Annotated in this window: 18 protein-coding genes; 1 reads left to right on the top strand and 17 read right to left on the bottom strand. The window is 47.8% G+C overall.

Annotated elements, in window-relative coordinates; genetic code table 11:
• Window positions 1-46: 46 nt before the first annotated feature.
• From MKY01_RS12700 to MKY01_RS12640, 13 genes are all read right to left on the bottom strand, one after another.
• On the bottom strand, window positions 47-964 hold the full coding sequence (locus MKY01_RS12700; protein ID WP_282321736.1) for an NAD(P)/FAD-dependent oxidoreductase: 918 nt from the start codon (window positions 962-964) through the stop codon (window positions 47-49).
• 181 nt (window positions 965-1,145) lie between these two features.
• A complete protein-coding gene (locus MKY01_RS12695) occupies window positions 1,146-2,777 on the bottom strand; it encodes an S-layer homology domain-containing protein (RefSeq protein WP_282321737.1) in 1,632 nt (543 codons plus the stop codon).
• A 94-nt stretch (window positions 2,778-2,871) separates the two neighbouring features.
• Window positions 2,872-3,471, bottom strand: coding sequence for a nitroreductase family protein (locus MKY01_RS12690; RefSeq protein WP_074094703.1), 600 nt, complete (start codon window positions 3,469-3,471; stop codon window positions 2,872-2,874).
• Between the two features lie 148 nt (window positions 3,472-3,619).
• A complete protein-coding gene (locus MKY01_RS12685) occupies window positions 3,620-3,874 on the bottom strand; it encodes a hypothetical protein (protein ID WP_282321738.1) in 255 nt (84 codons plus the stop codon).
• 136 nt (window positions 3,875-4,010) lie between these two features.
• The gene (locus tag MKY01_RS12680) at window positions 4,011-4,874 is read right to left on the bottom strand and encodes an AraC family transcriptional regulator (protein WP_047842609.1); all 864 of its coding nucleotides are present in this window, start codon (window positions 4,872-4,874) and stop codon (window positions 4,011-4,013) included.
• Between the two features lie 65 nt (window positions 4,875-4,939).
• Window positions 4,940-5,488: a glutathione peroxidase gene (locus MKY01_RS12675; RefSeq protein ID WP_047842608.1), complete on the bottom strand. Its 549-nt coding sequence runs from the start codon at window positions 5,486-5,488 to the stop codon at window positions 4,940-4,942.
• Window positions 5,489-5,677: 189 nt separating this feature from the next.
• Window positions 5,678-6,508 carry a carbohydrate ABC transporter permease gene (locus tag MKY01_RS12670; protein WP_100528989.1) on the bottom strand — a complete coding sequence of 277 codons (831 nt, stop codon included), beginning with the start codon at window positions 6,506-6,508 and terminating at the stop codon, window positions 5,678-5,680.
• A gap of 83 nt (window positions 6,509-6,591) precedes the next feature.
• On the bottom strand, window positions 6,592-7,473 hold the full coding sequence (locus MKY01_RS12665; protein WP_036670532.1) for a sugar ABC transporter permease: 882 nt from the start codon (window positions 7,471-7,473) through the stop codon (window positions 6,592-6,594).
• Window positions 7,474-7,681: 208 nt separating this feature from the next.
• Entirely contained in the window at window positions 7,682-8,998 is a 1,317-nt protein-coding gene (locus tag MKY01_RS12660) for an ABC transporter substrate-binding protein (RefSeq protein ID WP_101313877.1), read from the bottom strand.
• Between the two features lie 168 nt (window positions 8,999-9,166).
• Window positions 9,167-10,018 carry a helix-turn-helix domain-containing protein gene (locus MKY01_RS12655; RefSeq protein WP_282321739.1) on the bottom strand — a complete coding sequence of 284 codons (852 nt, stop codon included), beginning with the start codon at window positions 10,016-10,018 and terminating at the stop codon, window positions 9,167-9,169.
• Between the two features lie 182 nt (window positions 10,019-10,200).
• On the bottom strand, window positions 10,201-12,021 hold the full coding sequence (locus tag MKY01_RS12650) for a sensor histidine kinase (protein WP_339286511.1): 1,821 nt from the start codon (window positions 12,019-12,021) through the stop codon (window positions 10,201-10,203).
• Window positions 12,022-12,219: 198 nt separating this feature from the next.
• Window positions 12,220-14,553: an endo-1,4-beta-xylanase gene (locus MKY01_RS12645; RefSeq protein ID WP_339286510.1), complete on the bottom strand. Its 2,334-nt coding sequence runs from the start codon at window positions 14,551-14,553 to the stop codon at window positions 12,220-12,222.
• A 364-nt stretch (window positions 14,554-14,917) separates the two neighbouring features.
• Window positions 14,918-15,682, bottom strand: a complete 765-nt coding sequence (locus tag MKY01_RS12640; protein WP_339286509.1) for an AraC family transcriptional regulator — start codon at window positions 15,680-15,682, stop codon at window positions 14,918-14,920.
• 113 nt (window positions 15,683-15,795) lie between these two features.
• Here MKY01_RS12640 and MKY01_RS12635 point away from each other — a divergent pair, with 113 nt between their 5' ends.
• Window positions 15,796-18,078, top strand: a complete 2,283-nt coding sequence (locus MKY01_RS12635; RefSeq protein ID WP_339286508.1) for an FAD-dependent oxidoreductase — start codon at window positions 15,796-15,798, stop codon at window positions 18,076-18,078.
• Between the two features lie 59 nt (window positions 18,079-18,137).
• Here the strand turns inward: MKY01_RS12635 and MKY01_RS12630 are convergent, their stop codons facing one another.
• The 4 genes from MKY01_RS12630 to MKY01_RS12615 are packed head-to-tail and all read right to left on the bottom strand — an operon-like array spanning window position 18,138 to window position 23,534.
• A complete protein-coding gene (locus tag MKY01_RS12630; protein ID WP_339286507.1) occupies window positions 18,138-19,208 on the bottom strand; it encodes a glycoside hydrolase family 88 protein in 1,071 nt (356 codons plus the stop codon).
• Window positions 19,209-19,243: 35 nt separating this feature from the next.
• A complete protein-coding gene (locus MKY01_RS12625; RefSeq protein WP_339286506.1) occupies window positions 19,244-21,799 on the bottom strand; it encodes a hypothetical protein in 2,556 nt (851 codons plus the stop codon).
• Between the two features lie 5 nt (window positions 21,800-21,804).
• A complete protein-coding gene (locus MKY01_RS12620; RefSeq protein WP_036609056.1) occupies window positions 21,805-22,629 on the bottom strand; it encodes a carbohydrate ABC transporter permease in 825 nt (274 codons plus the stop codon).
• Entirely contained in the window at window positions 22,629-23,534 is a 906-nt protein-coding gene (locus MKY01_RS12615; RefSeq protein ID WP_036609058.1) for a sugar ABC transporter permease, read from the bottom strand. The genes MKY01_RS12620 and MKY01_RS12615 overlap by 1 nt, the downstream gene beginning before the upstream one ends.
• Between the last annotated feature and the right edge of the window lie 87 nt (window positions 23,535-23,621).

Here is a 23,621-nt window from a genome sequence, read left to right as displayed (position 1 = left end):
TGGTAATGAGCAATGGAATAATCAACCTCATAGTTGGAGGTGAAATTCATCGTGAATCCTTGGTCATCTGCTGTAACGCCTTATGAATCCAGATCGCGGCAATGGAACCTTCACCCATCGCAACGGTTGCTTGTTCTGCGTGCAGGCCCAGATCCCCGGCAATCCACACATTAGTCGCTGCCTGCAAGCTGCGCGGATCGGCTTCCACATGTTTATTATCTGCGATTACAGCTCCCAGCTGCTCCGCCAGTTCATAGTGTACCCGGTTGCCTCCAAATGCGATAAATCCACGCTCCGACTCAAAAATCTGCCCATCTTCGGTCAGAACACCGGTGATATGGCCATCCTCAATCTGTTGTACTTCCTGAACAGCCGCTTCCAGATAACGAACTCCCGCCTCTTTCATGCTCCGATGCAGCTCTGCAGATATGGGAGCCTGCTCATGATTGATATATAACAGATCATTCGTACGCTGAATTAAAATCATCGCCATATTGGCACCTGGTTCGCCAGATCCCAATAGTACCGTACGTTGATCCTGAATCTCATAACCATCGCAATCAGGGCAGACATACACCGTTCGGCCCAGCGTAGGGGTTAGTCCCGGAATGTCCGGAACTCTATCCGTGAGCCCCGTTGCCAATAACACGGTTTTGCTCCTATATTCAGTTCCTGAAGTACCGAACAATTGGATCATCTCTCCATGACGTCCTGCTTTAACAATACGGTCTTTCTCAAAAGATACACCGGTCCGCTCTGCCTGCATCCTGCCTCGTTCTCTAAGCTCTTCACCGGATACCCCATCGGGGAAACCGAGGATATTATGATAAGTCCGGCATAACGTCGATCTGCCTTCTCCCGCGTCGATTACCAACACCTGATGAGCTGAATAACGTCCAAGCTGAATGGCTGCCTGAAGCCCTGCGAGCCCTCCACCTACAATTATGCAATCAACCTCTCGCATGCTCCTTCTCCTCCTGAACTTCCATTTATCTAATTTAATTAAACAGTTTGTCCTTATATACATTAAACCGTTCAGCCAAGCTTAAACGATTCCTCATATTCCTTATCTTATACCAAAATAAACAGGCCCAAACCATCCGTAGGAATCACGGTGAGTTTGGGCCTATAAGATTTATGATTACTTAGAAGTTATAAGATTCAAATCGCGATGCATTCGAGATGGCGTTCCATACATCCGCTGTTTCGCCGCCCATATACCAGTAAGCCAGTCCAGCAATTTGCCGTTGCTCACTCATTAACACTTTGGCTGATAACGAACGACTGTCCTCTGCCCATATATATCTTGGCTTACCATTACTGTTGTACCCGATAATATATTGAACCAGACTTGCATCCCATCGTCTTACAGATCCCGTAGCATGCGCACGCATTCCCTGGTCTGCCAGTGTAATGTCCCAAGAACTGGTTGCCGGATTCTCGGAAGACCAGTCTCGTGTATATAACGGAAGGGCCAAAATTGTTTTGGCATGTACCACCTCGGAGAGCATGGTATCCAAAGCCTTTTCTACCCATGGAAGAGACGCCACTGATCCTGCTTTCGGATCACCGTTCCAGTGTTCCTCGTATCCCATCAGCACCATATAATCTGATACAGCGCCCAGTTTGGCATAATCAAATGCATCCGTCCAATCAGTACCCAGGTCGGGCGAAACGTCCACGGACACCACAGCACCGAGTGCGTGCAACGTAGCCGTCAAAGAGGTCACAAATGCCGTCAGCCCTTCACGATCCGCAGGATCAACATTCTCGAAGTCCACATTAATGCCGTCCAATTTATAGGTTTTGACATAAGCGGCTACCTGTGAGATCACTGCCGCTCGGTTGGCTGAGCTGGATAACATCTGATGGGTAAGTGCCGAATCGGAACGATTCCCAAGTAATGGCCATAGCTGCCTGTCGGTGGCGGATGCCCAGGAGATCAATGCAGGGTCCGCGTGATCTGTTACTTTCATACTGCTGTTCAGGAAAAACCAGCGTGGGACAAGTGTGTTGACCTCAGACTGTTCCACTTGTTTCTTGAATTCAGTTGTAGTGGAGTTATATTGCCAGCCCAGCTGAACGCCAAGTTCATCCCCACGTTGTAACTGCTCAGACCATGTTTTCTTTTGTAAAATGGCATCGAGCATTACGGCTGCTTCTTCTCGCGTTACCTGGTCATGTGGTCGAAACACGCCTCCGCTTCCCCGCATTAGTCCAAGTTGATATACCGTCTGAACATAAGGACGTGCCCAGTCCGAGATATCCGCTGCGTCAAAATACGTTGAAGATAAGAGTGATGTCTCTACGGGTTGTTGTTTTAACATTCGAACAAGAAGGGCAGCCGCTTCTTCGCGCGTAATAGAAGCATTAGGCTGGAACGTTCCCTGACCCTTACCCTCCAAAATAAAAAGATTCGTCATGGCGGCAACATTGCCGTAATACCAAGCATTCATGCTTATATCCTGATAGGGATTAATATTATTTTTAACGGGCTTCAAACCTAGTAATCTCACCGCAAACGTCGCAAATTCTGCACGAGTAACGGCTTTCTTCGGTTCAAACGTAGTCTCTGACGTACCGGCAGCAATGCCTTTTGCCACCAGATGTGTAATGGCATCCTTGGCGTAACTGGTGTGCGTATCCTGAAACTGTTGCTGCACGGTTGCGGCCTGAACGGTAGAGCTGTATCCAGCCACCGATCCAAGTGTTAATAACCCGCATAAAACCGTTTTCCATATCCGTTGGTTCGTTATGTCTTTTAATCTATTATTCACATTAAAAAGCCTCGCTTCATTGGATTACGATCAACTATCATCGTATCAAATTGAAGCGAGGCCGTATGTGGTTAAATGTTGGGAAATGCGAAGCTTACTTGTGTACTTTTACGCGCTCTTCAATTGGTTGGAATTCTTTCTCACCCGGTGCTGCCGTTGGTTTACCAAATGGCATTTGAGCGATCAATCTCCAGTTCTCAGGAATGCTCCATTCTTGCTTCACTTTCTCGTCAATCAACGGGTTGTAGTGCTGCAAAGATGCACCCAGACCTTCTTGTTCCAGAGCAGTCCAGATTACCAGTTGTAACATACCGTTGGATTGGTTAGCCCAGATTGGGAAGTTATCTGCATAAGCTGCAAAATTTTGTTGAAGCTGTGCGATCGCATTGTTATCTTCGAAGAAGAGAACCGTACCATATCCGCTGCGGAATCCAGTCATTTTTTCTGCTGTGGATTTGAAGGCTTCTTCATTACCTACCACTTCACGCAAAATTTCTTCTGTGTGATTCCACAATTTATCATGTTGTTCACCGAGCAATACAACGGCACGGGATGTTTGTGAGTTAAAGGAAGTTGGTGTATATTTCACCGCTTCTTCTACGATTTCCTGGATTTTAGCATCCGAAATTGTAGATTCCTTGCTGATTCCATAATAAGATCTTCTGTTTTTCAACGCATCAAAAAAAGTTGTCATTCTTATTCGCCTCCCAAAATTTTTTTTCAATTGCCAACACAGTAACTATAATATAGTAACATACATTAGTCAACAAACTAATTTATTTTCACTAAATATACATTCACTGAAAACATTTCAACAAGTTTGCCCAATACAGCAATTGAAATTATCCTTCGCCCGTCTTTTTACGATAATCCGCCCGGTATTTCTCTTCCGTAGACGAGTTACTTTTTGTCTGATCTTTATTCTTCTCTTCCTGAGCTTCCATATTCAGATCTTCCATCGGAATTGGATCTACAGTCTGTTCTTCTTCATGTCGGTCCAGCAGACTTTCGTGCTCTGTCTTATATTGTTCAGGATTGTCACGGGATTGTTCCTGATGGGTATCGCTGTTATTCTGATCCGGTGTGCGCTGTTTCATTCATATTCGCCTCCTCTGGGTTCATTACCTTTCTTTACCTGTTCTGCGTGTCCTCTAAACACAGTGGTATGCATTCCTCAAACGATAATCAACAAAAAAAGCCAACCAGACAAGCTGGTCAGCTCAAAGACGACTTCTATGATTGGCGATGCAATTGGGTACGGTACAGATCAGGCGAACATCCCACACTTTGTTTGAACATCCGACTAAAATGCGAAAGGCGTTTGAAACCGGACAATCGACTTGCTTCTGTCACGGTGATCTCAGGCTGAAACTGAAACAAAAGCTTCGCCTGATTGATGCGACGGTCATACAGGTATTTAAATATCGTCAAACCTGTCATTTCCTTAAACATGCCTGCCAGATATGGCTTGGACAGATGTAATTCCAGTGCCAGATCATCCAGACCAATGTCCTTCATATAATGGGTATCCACATAACGAATAATGTGTTGGACATGCCGCTCCCTCTCCGATGAGGGAAGTTGTTCCTGGACATCACCCTGGCAGATCTCTGCTACAAAATACAACAGATCACACAGTCTGACATTCATTCGCTCTTGCCTGAAATTGCTCTGACTTTGAGACAGACGATGAAGATCATGCAATAGAGCTTCGAATTCAGAGCGGTTATCTCCCTTCAGATTGACCCGGCAATTTCTGAGTTCTTCAAATGGTCTCAGGACCTCAGCCATACGGTCCGGATGCAGGCTGCTGCGAATGGCAGACGGATCAAAATGCAGTGTGCTTCGCTCATAAGCACTGCCTGGCTTCGGATGTGGTCGATGAAGAGTCAAGCCATGCATTAACACCAGATCACCCGGCTCCAGGTTATATACCCGGTCTCCTATGATGTAGGTACATTCTCCATCATGAAAATAATAAATCTCATAATGTGGATGTGAGTGGAATCCATCTGACTTGCCTGGGTTAAATATGCTGGTGGATCGGTAACTATACTCCAGTGAAGCACTAAATTGCATCATGCTCGGCACATTCATGCACCTCCTGTTCGGAAGAGGGAAACGATTTGTGTCATGCCCCTGTAGGATATATGAAAGTGAAATTATAGAATCTGTTTAATACTTTCTTGAATCTCGTCGATGGAGTCGATAGGTTCGAAGCGTTTGACCACACGACCCTCTGCATCAATCAGGAATTTCGTGAAATTCCATTTGATTGCATCGCCGTGTAACCATTCCGGTGCCTTCTCAGCCACCATTAATTTCAATAATTTGGCCTGTATATCTGTTTCATCAAAGCCAGCAAAAGGCCCTGATCTTTTCAAAAAGTCGTAGAGCGGGTGCGCCGCTTCTCCATTCACATCCAGTTTGGAGAACATCGGAAATTTCACACCATAGTTAATCTGGCAAAAGGACTCCGCTTCCGAACTGCTTCCAGGCTCTTGCTCTGCAAACTGGTTACACGGGAAACCAATAATCTGAAGTCCTTGATCCTTGTACTGGTCATACAGCTTCTGCATGTCATCAAACTGGTGCGTATATTTACATTTACTTGCCGTGTTTACGATGAGCACAGGTTTTCCTTCATATTGATAGAGTGGGAAACGCTCTCCACTGGTTCTGGTTACGGTAAAGTCGTAGATGGTTGGCATAAGTCTAGTGCACCTCGCGATAGTTATGTAGTCATACAGCATCATATGTCATTGTTAATTATATACGAAGTTTGAACTATTGTATCGTGCAAGATAAGTTACTCTCCCTTTCAACAGAAAACCCTTCTGCCGCGAAAATCTCTTCGTTCAGCAAAAGGGTTATTATATGGGATCACAGTGACAGCAGCTTCAGCCCTTCACGGCACTTCCGGCCACGCCCTGAATGATATAATGCTGACCCACGAGGAAAACGATGATCATCGGAATAATGCCTGCCGTGGCAGCGGCCATCATGCCGTTGTAATCCACATTATTCTCCAGAATAAAGTTCTGCAGTCCGAGCGGAACGGTGTACAAGTCTTTGTCGATCAGGAACACAAGCGCATTCTCATAGTCATTCCAGTGCCAGGAGAAATCAATAATGGCCAGTGTAGCCAGCGCTGGCTTCGCCAAGGGCAGAATCAGCCTGAAGAATATGCGCAGGTGACCGGCACCGTCGATGAACGCCGCTTCCGAGATCTCTGAAGGCACGGACAGGAAGAATTGCCGCAGCATAAACACCCCAAAGATCGTGAACATTCCGGGCAGGATCAATGCCCAATGCGTATTATATATGCCTACCCATTCAAACATCAGGAACTTCGGTACAAAGAGTACCTGCGGTGGCACCATCATCATCGAGAGATAGATCAGAAACAGTGTCTCCCGGCCTTTGAATTGAATCCGTGCGAAGCCATAGGCTGCAAAAGCCGAGAGAAATACAGCTCCGACCGTGCTAATTAGCGATATTTTCAACGAGTTCAGATAATACGTCGCAAAGGTATCCGCTCCACTCCAAACCTTAATGTGATGCTCCCAGTTCAGGCTGGAGGGTATCCACTGGATGGGATAGGTGAATACGTCCGCAGGAGATTTGAACGACGTGCTGATCATCCAGATAAACGGCATAATCATCAGCAAAGCAAACCCGGACATCAGAAGTGTCAATATGATTTTTCGAATCTGGCTCAAGGACTCCATGCGGACTTTAACTTTAGGTGAATGTGGAGCTGTGGGCTTCGCATTCGCGGCAATTTGTTTCTCCATAACGATCCCTCCCCTCCTTAATAGTGAACCCAACGTTTCTGACCGAGCCACTGCAAAACAGTGAATATCATGATGATGGCAAAGAGTGCCCAGCTTATGGCGGCAGCGTATCCCATCTCGTAATATCGGAAGGCATTCTGGTAGATAAAAAGTGACAGGACGGTTGTGCTGTTCCCCGGCCCACCCTGGGTAATCGCTTGAATGATACCAAAGTTTTTGATCGTCATAATCAGCCCCGTAATCAGTAGCAAAAAGGTCGTTGGACTCACAAGCGGCCAGATCACTTGGCGTATCGTCTGCCAAGGACGGGCTCCATCTATCCGTGCAGCCTCAACCAATTCCTCCGGAATTTCCTGCAAAGCGGCCAGATAAATAATCATGTTGTAACCCAACATGAACCAGATCCAGATGATATCAATCGCATACATGGACCATTCGGTTGTTGATAACCATCCGGGTGGATTCGTAATACCGATCCCCCGCAAGAAGCCATTAATGGGCCCCGATGTTGGCTGGAACAGCAGCATCCAGACAAAAGCGATGGCAACGCCGCTGGTGATATAGGGCATGAAATAGAGGGCACGAAGCGTTTTTTGCCAATACACCGACTTGTTCAGCGCCACCGCCACGATAAATGCCAACCCCATCGATACCGGAACCGCTAACAGAAATACAAATGTATTTCGCAGCGCCACGCCAAACAGATCATCATTCAACATCCGGCGGATATTGTCCAGCCCGACGAAATTCGTCTCCGGGCTCATGAATTTGTAATCAGTGAACATGAGATAGAACGAATAGACAGCCGGTATAATAAAAAACAACAGCACGCCAATCATATTGGGCCCAATAAACAGATACCCGAGTCTGCTCTGCCGTTTCATCCAGGATTTATGCATATGCTCCCCCACTCCTTAACATCTGTTCTGGAATTAAGCATAACAAGATGTCCTCTAACATTTAAGGAACATAACCCTGTACCTGATATCACAGATATATGTATTTCGGCAGTGACTTTCGGGAGGGAAACAACATGGAATTGTTCTATTGCTTATATAGAAAAAACCGCCCCATTGGGACGGCCTTTGGACTCATTGCTTTTGCAACCTATTGATTCTGCTTCAGCCAGTCATTATGGCGTTTGACCATGTTCTGTACCGTTACTTCGGCAGTCTGGTTACCGAGGAAGAACTTTTCATACTCCTGTGCACGAAGATCGACCACTTCCTGCGCAATGCTACGGACAAACGTAGGTGTCTCGTCACCGTACAACACAAATTCCAGAGACTCTTTATCATAAGAATCGGCATAATCGCCCAGCAGATGATCGATCGCAGTCTGTTGATCAACCGCATTGGAGGAAGGCAAACGTCCACCCGCAGCCATCGGCATCATTCCCCCATCGGCGTACCATTTCAGGAACTCCCATGCGGCTTCTTTATTTTTCGACTTGGAATTAATCGCAATAAAGTCACCAAGTCCTCCACTCTTCACCATATCTGCTTCTTGTGCAGCCAGTCTCGGTACAGGGGCAAAGGCAATTTTCCAATCCCGAGGGAACTCGGTCATATTGTTTGATGTGCGGATCAGCCATTCGCCGATATTAATCATGGCAGACTCACCGCCAAGGAACATGTTTTCCACCGGCATTTTGGAAGTCAGCTGCTCTCCGAGCGGAGGGGTGGTTGCATCCTCCTTCATCATTCCGTTCAACGTCTCCAGCCATTTGGTAACGAGTGGATCATCGAGGTTGGAAGTACCGTCTGCCTTAACATAACCGTTCTTCACCAGAACGGAATCGAGCGGATCTACATAGGAAGCGGTATGCTGCACCAATCCGTACTTGAAGCCAGCAGCCTTCAGTTTGAGTGCATATTCACGAGCTTCATCCCATGTCCAGGCTTTTGGTACACTCAGTCCGGCCTGATCAAGCGCTTTCATATTTAAAGCGAAGAAGGCAGCGTTTTTCTTGGTTGGCATCCCGTAATATTTGCCGTCCACTTTCCAGGAAGCCGCATCTTCACCCATTTTCTCATCAATGTTGTAGTCGGTGAACTCGCCCAGATCCAGTGCCGTACCGCCATTGATGCGTTTATCCAGATTTGTGAGGGTATAGTTGACATACAGGTCCACGTTCTGCCCGGTGGACAGCGCCGTATCCAGCTTCAGGTTGCCATCATCATCATTCACAAACCGCACATATTCCACCTGAATATCAGGATGCTCCGCATTCCAGGTATCCACCACTTCCTGTGGACCATTCTCGGGCGGCACCGCGCCCCACATGGTGAGCTTCACTTTTCCCCCTGCCGCTCCACCTCCGTTATCTCCACCGTTCGTCTCATTTTTACCTACACAGCCGGCAAGCAAGCCCAGCATCAGCGCACCTACGATTAATCCCGTTAATCCTTTTTTGATTCTCATCTGGTCACATGACCTCCCTGAATTGAAGTGTACCTTCCGTTACATCGTAGCAGGGACCTTGCTGGGTTCATAAGATACATATCCATGATTCGGATTGAACAAAAATACGGATTTACTTGTGCTTGCCTGAGCACTCGGTACACATATTCCTTCTACTCATCCTGTGAGTCACGAACGATGGCGATACTGGCTGGGCGTGCAACCGGTCCAACGCTTGAATATTTTAATGAAATAATTATCACTTCCGAACCCTACCCGGTGACCAATCTCCTGTACAGGAAGGTCCGTCTCGCGCAAGTATTCAGCCGCTTTCTCCATCCGTACCCCATGCAAGTAATGAATCAGGGTATGGCCGGTTTTCTTTTTAAACAGAGCACTCACATAATTCTCGCCCATCATCACATATCGTGACATGGATTTGACGGTAATGTCCTGGTCGTAATGCTGCCCGATATACTGAATTATTTTGCTAATCTCCGGATGTTTCACAATCGGCTCACGAACAGGTGTAAATGGAAGATCCGTATCAGACTGGGGCGCAGAAGAGACCGTAAGAGAATCAGGCGAAACAGGCGTTGATGTGAGAACCGGTGTGGAAGGTGGCACTTGATGATGATCTGTCTCTGTCCGGGCTTCAGTCGAAGCTCCCAGTTCTGCACTTACTTTACGGAGTGTATCACGCAGTGAATTCACACTCATGGACAGTTTCAAGATATAATTGGAAGCCCCGTATTCCATTGCACGGCGTACATATTCGAACTCCCCCATACAGGTGAGCATGACAAATTTGGTTTTTAACCCGGCCTGACGGGTCTGTTTGAGTAATTCCAGACCATCCATACCTGGCATGACAATATCGGTCAGTACCAGATCCGGTGTATCCTGTATAATCATCGCCAGCGCTTCGGTCCCATTACCGGATTCCCCAATGACCGTGAAGCCCAGCTCTTCCCAGGAAATAATCTCTCTCACCGACTCTCGTACGAATACCTCATCCTCTACAAGTAATACTTTCCACATGCCAGATTCCCCTCTCCAGTCGTAGGGCGTTTCTCAAAACTCGCGAAGTGCATCTTTTACCGCCTTTTCGCCCCATGCTTCGTCACTTTCCCTTGACGTGCCTCGGCACGCCTGCGGAAAACTTCCTTGCTCGGAACGAAAATTCAGCAAAATCTGCTTCCTTCGGAGTTTTCAGACACGCCCTAGTCTGATCGCTTCTGTAAGTAAGGCGTCGACAATAAAAAAGGAATGCTGAACCTCACTAATGTCCCCGGCTTGGTATCAATCACTTCAAGTTCACTTTGGCCTTTGAACAATAATCGCAATCGTTCCTTAAGGTTAGACAGACCAATTCCCGGACGTGTGCGGGTCATCTGCTGACGCCGGGATTCCTCCATTCCAATTCCGTTGTCTGCCACCTCCAGCATCAGCTTTCCTGTGTCTTGCCTGTAAATTCCGATGCGGATCTGACCAAGCTGCTCCAGTGGCCCGACACCGTGGTGAATGGCATTCTCCACCAGTGGTTGCAAGCTCAGCTTGGGCACGAGCGCATACTCAAGTTTTTCGTCAAATTCACAAGTCACCTCAAAGCTATCACGGTAACGAATCCGCTGGATATGAAGGTAGGCTTGAACCAACTCAATCTCGTCCTTCAGGTATACCAATTCGACCTGTGAATTCAGGCTGACCTCCAGTAATTTGCCCAAGGAAACACACATCTCGGAAATCTCTTCATTCCCGCTACGGATCGCACTCCATTTCATTGTATTCAATGTATTCAGGAGAAAGTGCGGATTCATCTGGGCCAGGAGCATATGAAAATGTACCGCTTCCTTCTGGCGTTCCTCCGCCTTGAGTCTGTTGATCATCTGATTGGCATCATCCAGCATCGTATTGAACGTACGGGTCAGTTCCAGCACTTCTCCGCGGCTGCGGCCTTCAGGGATACGGACCTTGAGGTTTTTGCGTACAACCTCCTTCATCTGGTTCTGCAGATGTGATAAAGGCCGAGTGAACGTCGCCGAGATCATAAAGGCCATGAGCACAAATGCTGCTGTGAAGCCAAAAAACGTTAAAAAATATCGTTGCTTAAGCCCCGATATCTCCGTAAACAACACATCTAGTGGAATACGATTTACCATGTACCAGTCCAGTGACTCGATGTATACGTAGTTAATCAGCGTATCTGAATCATTATCCGTCAGATAGGCCTCTGCCGGATGAAGTGCAATTTCCCGGGTCACGTCTGGGGAAAGTACCGCTTTTTCGGACGAGCGGGCAATCGTTTCCCCATTGCCAGTAATCAGGAAATACTCCTGATTGCTCTGCGAATCCTTCAGCATAGACTGAAACCAGTACGAATAATCGATGCTGATCCGTGCCATTCCGTACCTTTTGCCGCCACTGTCCTTCATATACGCATAGAGGGACAAGAGATACGGGCTGGAGGATAGCTCCCGCAGGACATGGTTGGTATCCCGGGCATCCCAGCGGTAGAGCAACTCTTCTGATGGAAACGAGTTTGAATCAGTGTTGCCCTTGATGAAGGTCATTTCTCCAAGATGCTTGCGAAATTGTTCCCGATAAGGGCCATAGGCCAGAGCTTTTTTGGGCAAATACGAAGTGTAAACGTTATCATGAAAATCTAACAGCGTGAAGTACACGGAAGGATTATATAGAAAAAAGCTGTTGTTGATCATCTTGAACTTCTCTTCCACCAACGACTTATTCTCAAGCGGAGAACGATTGTCTGGAGAAGTCAGGGCGTTTCTTACGGCTGAATCCTGTTCCAGAAAAATCAGGGTTTTGAATGCAATACTCATCTGGTCCTCCAGAGAACCATACATCTGCACCAGTTGCTCGTGGCTCTGTTCGCTGATTTTTTGCTCAACCAGAGATTCGATCTGTCCATAGTTGTAGACATTAAGTACGCTGAATGGCAGCAGAATCAACACCACAAACGCACCAAACAGCCGATACCTGAGCTTATGCGGCAAAAAGGTCTTCCAGTCGGGCTTTGTCATCCCCTCAGCGCTCCTCCTGCAATTATTGAGATCATTATACCATCAGTTCCCCCGCTTCGGCCGGGGCCGGGCTCATTCGCATGGATATGTGATACCAGTTGCCAGGGAAGGGATAGAGATACACAGATTTGTTCTATTGCATTAAAAAAACCGGAGATCTGGGATCTCCGGCTAGGCTAGATATAACGACTTAGCAAATTAGGATATAGGCTCCACTCCCCAGACAAGCTCGCCGTTCCGGTAAAGAGTTACCTTGGTCCAATCGGCAAAAGAGGTCTGCAGCGGGTTAAAGGAATAATCATCCCCTTCGCTGTAATTGGACCAGTCTGCTTTGTGCAACCGTGTATGTATCTCCCCAGAGGTTCCTCCGATCGGGATCAGGCCTGCTCCGGTACCGAACTTCAGTTCCAGATAATGGTCCGCTCCAGGAACAGGTGCAGGCAGTTTCACAATGCTGCCGCTGATCTGACTGCCTCCAAGCTGTGCATAATCACAGAAAAAGGATTGTGGTTTCTCCCCGTCCACTGTATACCAGTAACGAATTGTCAGTTCATTCAGGCTAACTGCGGAGGTACCGTTGTTGTGAATGACAAACTGCGGTTTCATTTGGTTATCGAGCAGATTTGTATCCCCTGCACGATAGGCTAGAGTCAGATTGCCAGCAGGCTCTGGCGGCCCTCCACCCTGGACCTTTGCGGAAGCTTGAACGGAGTTCACACTCTTCCCAATGCTGTTAATAGCATTCACCACATAGTAGTAGGTGGTTCCAGCAGATACCGCCATATCCTTATAGCTTGTTCCCGATACAGCGGCCACAGATGTATACGGTCCGGCTGCTGTCAGCGACCTGTTTACCGTATAGGAGGTCGCACTTGCAGATGCACTCCAGCTTAGATTGATGCTTTTGTCGCTAACCGCAGTGGCGGTCAGATTCTGGGGAGCGGCTGGTACTGCCTCGACCTGGACCGTCTCTAATACGGACCAATAGGCTGGCTTGGACTGGAGTCGCTCGTCGAAAAGCAGCGGCCAGTTGTTGCGAGCGACCGGGAAGGTTCGTAGCCAGGTATTGGCATCATCCTTGCCCCACAGGGTAACATTTTTGACTGTGTCCGTATGCCTCAGAAAGATCTGGAACAGGGACTTGTACAGCGCCGCCTGCTGTGTCTTCAGTTCTTCCGGGAAGATATCATAAGATTGCGAATCATTGGAATATACACTTACATCAAGCTCAGTAATATGTGTTTCGAGGCCCAGCGCCTTAAATTTGACAATGGAACTCTCAATTTCCGAAAGGGTTGGATAAAAGAGGCTGATGTGTGTTTGATGGCCGACTCCGTCAATAGGCACACCCTTGGCTTGAAGGCGAGTGATCAGATTGTAGAGGGCCTGGCTTTTGGCCGGCTCATGGGTATTGTAGTCATTAATAAACAACTTGGCATCCGGGTCGGCTGCATGGGCGAATTCAAATGCTTTCTCAATATATTCTTCCCCGGCAATCTGGTACCACAGACTGCGCCGCAGCCCATCCGGCTCGGAGGCATCAATGACTTCATTCACAACGTCCCAAGCGTAGATCTGGCCTTGATAACGCTCCATTACCGTCTCAATATGCTGCTGCATCCGTTCATACAGCACCGTTTTGCTCACCAGATTGCCGTTGGCATCGTGAAATACCCAATCCGGAGTTTGTGTATGCCAAACGAGGGTATGCCCGCGTATTTCTTGTCCGTTCGCTGCTGCAAAAGCAACTGCGGCATCCGACCCGCTGAAATTATACATACCCTCTTGCGGCTCGGTACTGTCCCATTTCAAAACATTGCCTGGTGTCAGACTATCAAAATGCTTCGTAAGCAGTTGCTTGTCCGGTTCGGTCAGCAGTTCATTGTTCGTGAAGGCCGTCCCAATTCGAAACTTGCCCGCAAAAGCATCCTGTAGGGAAGGGATGTCTTCTTCGATCACAATGGGTCCGAGATCTGGCAGCTTCTCCAATCGGAAATCATCCATATAAAAAGAAGCTGTGGCACGGTCTGGCACTTCAAAATAAACCGATAACTGATTCGCTGGTTCCAGCATTTTAAACTGTGCAGTAAGCTTGGTCCATCCGCCTGCGGATGCGGTACCGAATGTTAAATTTTCATAATGTGTTGTATCTGGCAGGGTACGCTGTAAAGACATATTAAGGTTTGTGCTGGACGCTCCCGCCGGAAGCTTCACCCAGCCAGTGAACACATACGTCTGTCCCACCTCCAAAAGTTCTGTCACATCCAACGCTGGCCCATGCCATGTCATAGCACGCCCGCTCACTTCCAGTCCATAATCTCCGGTACGAGCTGCAACGGCGCTTGCATGAAGCGTTTCTACTTCACCGCGTCCGCTCCAGCTCTGGACCGTGCCATCTTCAAAATCATGACTCAGAATCAAGGTATTTTCCCCTTCTGCCGCATGGACAGATGGAGCCGCCCAATACAAAGGAACTAACAAAGTTATCATCAAAACAAATTTAAGCGCTTTCAAAAATATCATTTTTCTCATCGCTTCCATTCTCCTTTATCGAATATTAGGATGAATTCCTTATTCCAAAGGCTAAGGCCATATCCACCTCCTTGGTTTTAGTTATAAAATCAGAGTCCTCATTCAAACGGATACGGGGGGGGCATACGTTCGGATAAGGACTCCATATGGTAAATTATAGTATAAATTGTCTATGATCTACAACTGAAACGTACATCCCCCTCTAATTTCGGTTAGAAATGCAGTATCCGTTGCTTCTGCACTCATTCACACCAGCTCCTCCATAATCTGACAACCCGTAACGAAAGTGTATACCTGGTGCTCCGCTGGCTTCAAAAGTTGTCTTTAAAGTAGTCTTCAAAGCTTTCTGCTTACTTCTTTCAGCCTACACCCTGTGTCTCCTGCGATACTCAGATGGAGTTATGCCCAACGTTTTGGAGAACACTCTACTTAGATAAAAACCGTTCTCATATCCGCATCGCTCGGCAATTTGGTTAAGGGTCAGGCTGCTGTCAGCCAAGAGGTTCTGCGCTTTTTTCAGACGGACCCGTTTGAGATAGCCTGATGGCGTCTCCTGAAAAGCTTCCCGGAAACGCCTTGTCAACTGCACCGGACTCAAGGCCAGTCGCTGTGCCAATTCCTGAAGGCTGATCTCCTCTTCCGCCCGCTCCTCCAGCAGCGCTGCCGCTTCAGCCATTCGTGCGTCTTCGGTAAATCTCCGCTCCTTTAAGCGATTCTGTCTGCGTTCCACCTGATACAACTGCCACAAATCCATCATAAAATGTGTCTTCCAACGGGCAACTTCCCCCTTATTCTCCTCACTGTCCTGGCGTAAATAAGCGTACGTCGAGGCTAACCGCTTCGTGTCATTAATCAGCGATTTTCCGGCTGGTGGCAGAAACTCCTCCTCCTCCAGGCTACTGCTAAACTGTAAATAGTGAAATGTCAGCGGGGTAATGACTGTCCGCCGAAAAGGAACCGCCGGGGGGCACAGCACCAGATCGCCAAAACTCGCTTCTCCGATCTGACCCCCAATCTCATAATGGAATATTCCCTCTTCGACGGCAAAAGCCACCCAAGTCGTATAGATATCTTCCGTAAGAGCAAATTCCCCTTTTTGCTTCCAGTAGATGTGGTTAAGCAGCTCCATGACTTGACCACCCTTTCTGTGAAATAAAGTATATGTTTGATGATAGTATAGTGCATTTAAAAAGTGAATATATAAATCTAAGATGAAATTATAGATATGTAGTTGGAGTCAAGGTGGATCTAACTTCAGTTAAGGAGGTCACAGATATGAAACAAGAGCATGTACAAAACGACATCACCGTCATCGGCGGAGGACTTGCTGGTGTATGCGCCGCGATAGCCGCTGCCCGCATGGGGCAGCAGGTTGCGCTGGTGCAGAACCGCCCCGTGCTTGGCGGCAATTCCAGCAGCGAGGTTCGGGTCTGGGTGTGCGGTGCCACCGCCCACGGGATTAACCGTTATGCCCGGGAAACGGGTATTATGGGGGAATTGTTTGTAGAGAACCAGTATCGTAATCCGGAGGGCAATCCCTATCTCTGGGACTTAATCATTCTGGAAGCCGTTCGAGCTGAATCCAACATCAGCCTGTTCCTGAACACGGATGTACATGAAGTCGAGGCTACTGGCGATGGGGATGAACGAAAGATCACCTCTGTCACTGGCTGGATGATGGGTTCTGAGCGCAAAATCCGATTCGAAAGTCAGATCTATCTGGACTGTACGGGTGATGGATTGGTAGGCTTTCTGGCTGGAGCCAAGTTTGCACTCGGCCGGGAAGCCCGCAGCGAGTATGGCGAAGAGTGGGCACCAGAGGTGGCTGATCAGATCACGCTGGGCAGTACACTTCTCTTTTATACCAAGGATGCTGGTGCGCCTGTCCGTTATATCCCGCCTTCTTTTGCCAAGGATATTACACAGACCAGCATTCCGATTCGCCGGGTCATTCGCAGCGGGGATTCCGGTTGTCATTATTGGTGGATTGAATGGGGCGGTGAACATGACACCGTTCATGACAATGAGCTGATCCGTGATGAACTGTGGTCCGTGATCTACGGGATCTGGGACTATATCAAGAACTCCTGCAAGTTTGATGCAGATCATATGACGCTGGAGTGGATTGGTTCTCTGCCTGGCAAAAGGGAGTACCGTCGCTTCACGGGTGACTATGTGCTCACCCAGAATGATATTATCAGCCAGCGGGAGTTCCCGGATGCCGTTGCCTTTGGCGGCTGGTCCATTGACCTGCATCCTCCGCAGGGCATGTACGCCGAAGCGAGTGGCTCGAAGCATATGCATGCCGATGGCGTATATCACGTGCCGTTCCGCTCGCTGTATTCCGCGAATGTGCGGAATATGCTCATGGCCGGGCGCGACATCAGTGCATCACATGTCGCCTTCGGCACAACGCGCGTCATGGCAACATGCGCGGTCATCGGCGAAGCCGCGGGTACGGGCGCGGCGCTCTGCACGTCCATGGGGGTGTCGCCGCGCGAGCTGCATGCAAGGCATCTGGCGGTCCTGCAGCAGACGTTGCTGCGGCAAGACGCTTCCATCATCGGGGTGCGCAGCCACGATGAGCTGGATCTGGCCCGGCGTGCCCAGGTTACAGCCTCCAGCACGCTGACGGGCATCGCCCTTGAGCAGCCTGGCGAGACGTACCCGCTGGGTACGGATGTTGCCCTGCTGCTGCCTGTGCATCCAGTGCTCAGCGGCCTGGAGCTGCTGCTGGATGCATCCAGCTCTACCGCACTGACGGTAGAGCTGTGGGATACGGGGCGTAAGGAGAACTACGTCCCGCATTCGTTACAAGTTACGGCGACTGTTAACGTTACAACAGGAAATGCGCAGTGGGTGAAGCTGCCGCTCGAATGGCGACCGGAAGAACCGCAGAATGCTTTTATAATCATCCGCTCCAATAAAGCCGTCTCACTCTACCATTCGACAGAAGCACACAGCGGGGTGCTAATCTTCTTCAAAACAGAAGAAAACCACGTGTCCAAAAATCTGGAGGATCATGCCACGGATCAGCCTGTCGTATTATGGTCCATGCAGGGGTTGGCGCGTCAGCCATTCTGCTGTCGAACCCTCTCTGAGACCACGGCCTATTCATCGGACAACACGATCAACGGTTATCATCGCCCTTACGGTGGGCCGCAACAGTGGATGTCGCAGCCGATGCAGTCTGGGAAGCCTGAATGGGTACAACTGACATGGGAAGAGCCACAAACCTTGGCTGAGTTGCACTTGACGTTTAATGATGATGTAAACGAGGATCTGGTTAATCTACATCACCATCACACAACATTCCGTGTGATGCCTGAACTGGTGCGTGATTATCGCGTAGATATACTGACTTCGGCTGGAGAATGGACACAAGTCGCAAGTGTGCAAGAAAATCACAAAAGAAAAGTTATTCATTCCCTGGATATCCCTGTATCAGCTCAGGCTCTGAGAATCATAATTGATGCCACAAATGGCAGCAGATATGCCGAATTAATCGAGATTCGAGCTTACTAAAACAAAAAGGAGGATACAGGAAACTGTATCCCCTATCCTCCGTACAAGTCTGCCTTATTCTATTCGGCGGTTGGAGCGCGTAAGCCCTCAATCAGGATAAACAACGTAAGTGCTTGTCCATAACCCATCGGACTGATCGCTATATCTTTATAAAACTGAGCATCCTGCCCCACAGGTGTACCATAGGAGACCTGCTGTACAACTCCGTGATCATCAATTTGTTTCAACACCGCTTCAAGCGCTCTCAAACCATTCTGGCGATAGGATTCATCCAGGTATCCATACCGTATTCCCTTAAGAATGCCGTATCCAATCGCTGCCGTTGCCGAGGTTTCTTTGTAAGAGGTTGGATCATCCAGCACAGTGTGCCACATGCCATCCTCACCTTGAAGCTTGCTCAGTGCTCTGACTTGAGCGGTTGCTGTATCCAACAGATAGGCCTTTAGCCCGTCTTCGATCGGAATGATATTCAGGAAATCCATAACTCCCGCCGTATACCATGCATTGCCTCTTCCCCAATGAACAGCACCATAGTTATGATTTTCATTGAAATCCCAGCCATGATAGAACAATCCGGTTTTCTTGTTATATAGATATTTGATATGCACAAGGAACTGTCGTTTGGCTTCTTCCACCATGTCGGATTTCTTGAAGTATACCCCTGCCTTGGCCAAAAATAGCACCGTCATAAACAGGGTATCAATCAGAATTTGACCATCATTGGCATCTCCCGTGATCATATGTTGAAACGCACCATCTCCGGTTCGCAGCAGTCCATCCATGATCCAACTGCTCCACTCCTCACAGACCTGTTCGTACTCCTTGTTTCCGGTCAGCTCGCATAATGAGATCAAAGTAAGGAGCGGAGCGCAGGTGTTCACATTTTTTTCCGGTAACCCTTCCATCAGCCTTGCATTGTACCATGATTCGAGAAATTCCAGCACTTTAGGATCTTTCGTTGCCTCATGGAGTTGAAGCAAGCCATACAGACCGACACCTTGCGGCCATTCCCATAGATGTATGTCGATTAGTCCGATGGGAAACTGTTCATTGATGCTTGTGTTTTTCATAGACTCCATCGCTTGGGATACCTTGCTTATTCTCCCCTGTAGCACCATTTGATTCAGCATGTTGGTTATCACTCCCTTGGTTTCTTACACACGATTCAGCGCTCCATGTCCAGTAACTTCAGTTGTCCCTTCACTCCATAACCTTCATGTATAATTTCCTCTTCTTTAATAAGAAAAGGCTTGTTCATTCCCCATTGAATTGGACCATATACCGGGTCTGTTAGAGTGAGAGTTAAAGCTTGATTATCGAATTGCGGGCTTGCAGAACGAACTTGGTTGATAAAAGCGTCAAATGACCCGAATTGCTGTTCGCTTCCTGCTCTTATAATCCAGGCGTTACGCAAGCCAGGTGAAATAAGCTCACGTTTTCTTGTCACCCCGCTGCTCTCCATACTCGTCCCGTTGGCCGCATATATAGCTGCATAACCCTTATCCAAACGGGCAAAGTGCCAGTTCTCATGCCTTACCCATTCCGTGAAGGAGTGAGTAGGAAAATAAGCATGTGTCCAGTCAGAATTGTGATCCGCAGGAATATCAAACATCATCAAAGCGATCCCCTCATGCTGAACAACATCGGGCAATATCCCATTCCCAGCCCAGAAGCAAGGTCGACCATCCCCATGCTTGTATATTTCTGCCGGATGATTCACCCAGATCAGCGCCTCAGGTGACAGAGATAAATGCTGGACATGCTCCTGATAACCTGGCTTGCCTGGACGAAAGCGAATGATTGAGGATAAGGAGTATTCCCTGGTCCGACAATGATAGAGCTTGGCGTAACCTCCCTTACCCTGCTGATTGGCGAACACCAACTGCTGATTCTCTCCAAGCAACAGATGCTCCTGATATGCTGCTGGAGGACTGTAATCCGATAAACTCAAGGCAACATTGCTTATTGAATAATTGTTTACATTGCCAACGCCGTAAGCGATCCAGCACATTGAAGTGGTTCCCGCTGCATAACCACCCAGCAGTTCCTTCTCATAGCTGCGCCCAAACGTTGTGGACAAGACTCCTTGATGCATCTGAACGGTAATATAATAGAATAACAAGTCCATTGCCTTTTTGGCTTGCTCTCTGAGCTGTTCATTATGGGCAAATTCATAGATATGCAATAGCCCAACCGCATCAATTGGAATGTATGCACTCGAATTCCATTCTGCCAATCCTTCATCCAAAAAGCGCTCAAACCATAATGCAAGCCTCTGCTCTGCTTTTTGACGGTGTACTTCACCGGATTCACCACTGTTGCTGAACGTTTCATCTCCAAACAGCTGTCCGGCTAACAGTTCATTGGTATGGAACAACAAGGCATGGTTCTCACTGAAGAACCACATCACATCATCGCCAGGTTCATCAATCCAATACCGATAGCCCAGAATACTTGCTTTCACCCGATCCCAGAACGATTCACTAAACAGACCGCTATTTCGCTCATCTCTCCAAAGACGGAACAGTCCCACCAGATAGAAGTCACTGCAATCCTTCCGTTGCTCAATCCCTTCCACACCCTCAAGCAAAATGTTCTCCGCTTCTTGCAGATTACCTCCTGTTTTGAGCATGGCAATGGCCTTATGAATATTGGGACTGCCCTTCTCGGCAATACATCGCAGAGCCAAGGATTTGCGGGCTTCAATATCCGCAGCTTGCTGAGCTGCCTCATCATAGCTCGTATCATAGGATTGGCAGCCAAACTTCTTGGTTAGTACAACATTTGAAACTGAAATAGCCAGCGTGAAATATACGTAATGATGACCGAGTTGATTCGTATGTGCCAGGACCAAGTCCGTTTCCTTTTCGGCGATGTGTATCGTCTTGTTTTCGGTACCGTCAAAAAAATTGCCATACTGAATATCAACCTCTCTAACGATATCCGGCAAGGGAAGCGGCAGCTTGAGCTTAATCTGCTCACCTCTGAAGAGATCCGAAGGAAAATAAGCCTGTTCGAGGGCTTGCTCTGCGGATTTTACAGACTCAGCCAAATGAGGAGCAATAGGCAGGGAAATCACCAATTCCTCGTCTCCCAGATATTCCAACGCAAAGGCATACATGGTATCCCGCTCAGCCAGATCCTCCCAGCAGGCATAGATCTCATTAATTCCAGCTACAAGTTCAGCTTTAATTACGATTTCCTGCTCCTTGTTACGCATGAGTGGCGCAAAATCCGTTACCATTTCCCCATTCACCCACAACGTCAGACTGCCATAGGTCTTAATCCGCAAAGAGGCGGTATGAGCAGTCGGAGAAATGAGTCTTGTCGCCGCGTAACTGCGCAGATGTGTCGGTACAAACCAAAATCCTGATTGCTCCACACGTGGATTATTCCAAGGAGAATACAGTGCCCAAGGCATTCCGTTCTCTTCTCCAACGAAGTCGTCTCCCGGGCTAGGAAACTCGCTCCATTGATCAAAAAATCGGTTCAGAGGCTCCCTTCTCCTATGTTCTACAAATTCCTTTCTGCATGGATTCTCATGAATGGCAAAACCATCGATAAGCCAATCATTAATATCTCCCTCCATCGTTGTTGGAACAAAGGCAACAGGCTCTGTATATATGCCGCTGATCATCCAATGATTAATGACCTGATTGTGACCTAATTTCATAGGTTTATAATTCAAGGTATCCATCCCACTCCGGGTGGTATCTGACATTCAACTCATCCTTTCATTCCTGAAGTAATCATACCGCTGACAAAATACCGCTGGAAAACCATAAAAACAATGAGTACCGGAAGCATCGTGATGACGGACATCGCAAGCAAACTTCCCCAATCCACGTTGTATTCACCAATAAAATTAGAGAGCGCAAGCTGAATCGTATATTTCGATGGATCACTAATCGCAATTAATGGCCATACAAAATCATCCCATCTCCACATGAAGGAGAAGATTGCGAGCACCGCAAGAATCGGCTTCGCTATCGGAAGAATAATGCTCCAGTAAATTTTCCATTCGCCCGCTCCATCCATCCGGGCAGCTTCCAACAGCTCGTCCGGTACGGACAACAAATACTGCCGCATAAGGAACACACCTGTTGGGGTTGCTGCTGGCGGGATAATAATCGCGAGTAGGCTATTATACAACCCCAGTGCACTCAGCACTTTGAATATAGGGATCATAATTACCTCAATCGGAATCATGAGTGTTGAGACAAAAGCAATTAATATGATCGCGCTTCCGCGGAAGCGATATTTCGCCAATGCAAAACCTGCCATGGAGTTAATCAATAACAGTAGCAGCGTTGAGCTTACAGTTACGATCGTACTATTCATAAAATACAAGCCAAAATCGCCTTTACTGAATGCCTCCTTGAAATGCTCGAAGGTGATTGGCTGCGGCCATAACTTGGGAGGGAAGCTGTACAGATCGCTATTCGTTTTTAGAGAAGAAATCACGACCCACAGGACAGGCAGGAGCCACACCACTGCGGCAACACTTAACAGACTGTAGATGAAGATTTTGACCATAGGCTTCATTACCATTACGTAGCCCCTCCTTTCGATAGACGGAATTGCAGAGCCGAGAATCCACCAATAAGGATAAACAGTATCACCGACATGGCACTGGCCAGACCGAGCTCCTGTCTGTTAAAGCCAATCTCATAAATATATTGAACAATATAGGTAGTATCTTTGCCCGGACCACCACCTGTAAGCGCAAACATAAGTGGAAATGCTTTGAACGCGTCAATCAGAGTCAGCATAACAACAAGCAAGCTTGTGGGCTTCAAAAGCGGGAGCGTGATATAGCGGAACACCTTCATTCCCGTTGCCCCATCCAAGCGGGCAGCCTCATAATAATCCGTAGGTATAGCCTGCAAACCCGCGATAAAAATGACCATAAAAAAGCCTGCACGTGACCACACTGTCGCGATGATTACAGCCGTATTTGCCCAAAAGGAAGAGGTTAAAAAGCCGACAGGTTCCACACCAACCACGGTTAACAGATGATTCAAGATGCCAAATGAATCTCCGAAAATCCACTTCCAGGTCAATCCTACGATAATGTAAGAAATCATGGTCGGCCAGTAAAATACGGCCCTGAAGAACCCACGCATTCTAATCTCGCGCGCAAGCAGCAAAGCAATGCCTAACGCTGCTGCATATATTAGCGGGACAACAATTGCTGCATAAATCCCCGTTCGTCCGATGGTCGACCAAAATTCCCGATCTCCTATAATTTTGATATAATTATCCAGCCCGTTAAACTTCATCGGGTTCAATCCATCATAGACATGGAAGGAATAATAGAGGCCCAATAAAGAGGGAAATACGATAAAGGTTCCAAAGATCAGGAGGTTGGGTAATATAAACAGATAAGGAGCAATAACGAGCTTCCTGTTCTGTTTTGCCAGCGTATTTTTGTTTAATCGTTGTCCTTCACTCATCTGCTTGCCCCTTCCTTATGCGTTATTCGAAAGGGAGGCTTTACAGGAATCGCTAAGCCCCCGTATACGAATTAACCACATGGCTTT

Source organism: Paenibacillus sp. FSL R5-0486, assembly GCF_037975155.1.
GTDB lineage: Bacteria > Bacillota > Bacilli > Paenibacillales > Paenibacillaceae > Paenibacillus > Paenibacillus amylolyticus.
Note: the sequence above shows the minus strand (reverse complement) of the source record. Positions and strands in the feature narration are given on the sequence as shown.

Coding starts and splice junctions, on each gene's coding strand:
- MKY01_RS12700 (WP_282321736.1), bottom strand. CDS start 964: ATGCGAGAGGTTGATTGCATAATTGTAGGTGGAGGGCTCGCAGGGCTT.
- MKY01_RS12690 (WP_074094703.1), bottom strand. CDS start 3,471: ATGACAACTTTTTTTGATGCGTTGAAAAACAGAAGATCTTATTATGGA.
- MKY01_RS12685 (WP_282321738.1), bottom strand. CDS start 3,874: ATGAAACAGCGCACACCGGATCAGAATAACAGCGATACCCATCAGGAA.
- MKY01_RS12680 (WP_047842609.1), bottom strand. CDS start 4,874: ATGAATGTGCCGAGCATGATGCAATTTAGTGCTTCACTGGAGTATAGT.
- MKY01_RS12675 (WP_047842608.1), bottom strand. CDS start 5,488: ATGCCAACCATCTACGACTTTACCGTAACCAGAACCAGTGGAGAGCGT.
- MKY01_RS12670 (WP_100528989.1), bottom strand. CDS start 6,508: ATGGAGTCCTTGAGCCAGATTCGAAAAATCATATTGACACTTCTGATG.
- MKY01_RS12665 (WP_036670532.1), bottom strand. CDS start 7,473: ATGCATAAATCCTGGATGAAACGGCAGAGCAGACTCGGGTATCTGTTT.
- MKY01_RS12660 (WP_101313877.1), bottom strand. CDS start 8,998: ATGAGAATCAAAAAAGGATTAACGGGATTAATCGTAGGTGCGCTGATG.
- MKY01_RS12655 (WP_282321739.1), bottom strand. CDS start 10,018: ATGTGGAAAGTATTACTTGTAGAGGATGAGGTATTCGTACGAGAGTCG.
- MKY01_RS12650 (WP_339286511.1), bottom strand. CDS start 12,021: ATGACAAAGCCCGACTGGAAGACCTTTTTGCCGCATAAGCTCAGGTAT.
- MKY01_RS12645 (WP_339286510.1), bottom strand. CDS start 14,553: ATGAGAAAAATGATATTTTTGAAAGCGCTTAAATTTGTTTTGATGATA.
- MKY01_RS12640 (WP_339286509.1), bottom strand. CDS start 15,682: ATGGAGCTGCTTAACCACATCTACTGGAAGCAAAAAGGGGAATTTGCT.
- MKY01_RS12630 (WP_339286507.1), bottom strand. CDS start 19,208: ATGCTGAATCAAATGGTGCTACAGGGGAGAATAAGCAAGGTATCCCAA.
- MKY01_RS12625 (WP_339286506.1), bottom strand. CDS start 21,799: ATGTCAGATACCACCCGGAGTGGGATGGATACCTTGAATTATAAACCT.
- MKY01_RS12620 (WP_036609056.1), bottom strand. CDS start 22,629: ATGGTAATGAAGCCTATGGTCAAAATCTTCATCTACAGTCTGTTAAGT.
- MKY01_RS12615 (WP_036609058.1), bottom strand. CDS start 23,534: ATGAGTGAAGGACAACGATTAAACAAAAATACGCTGGCAAAACAGAAC.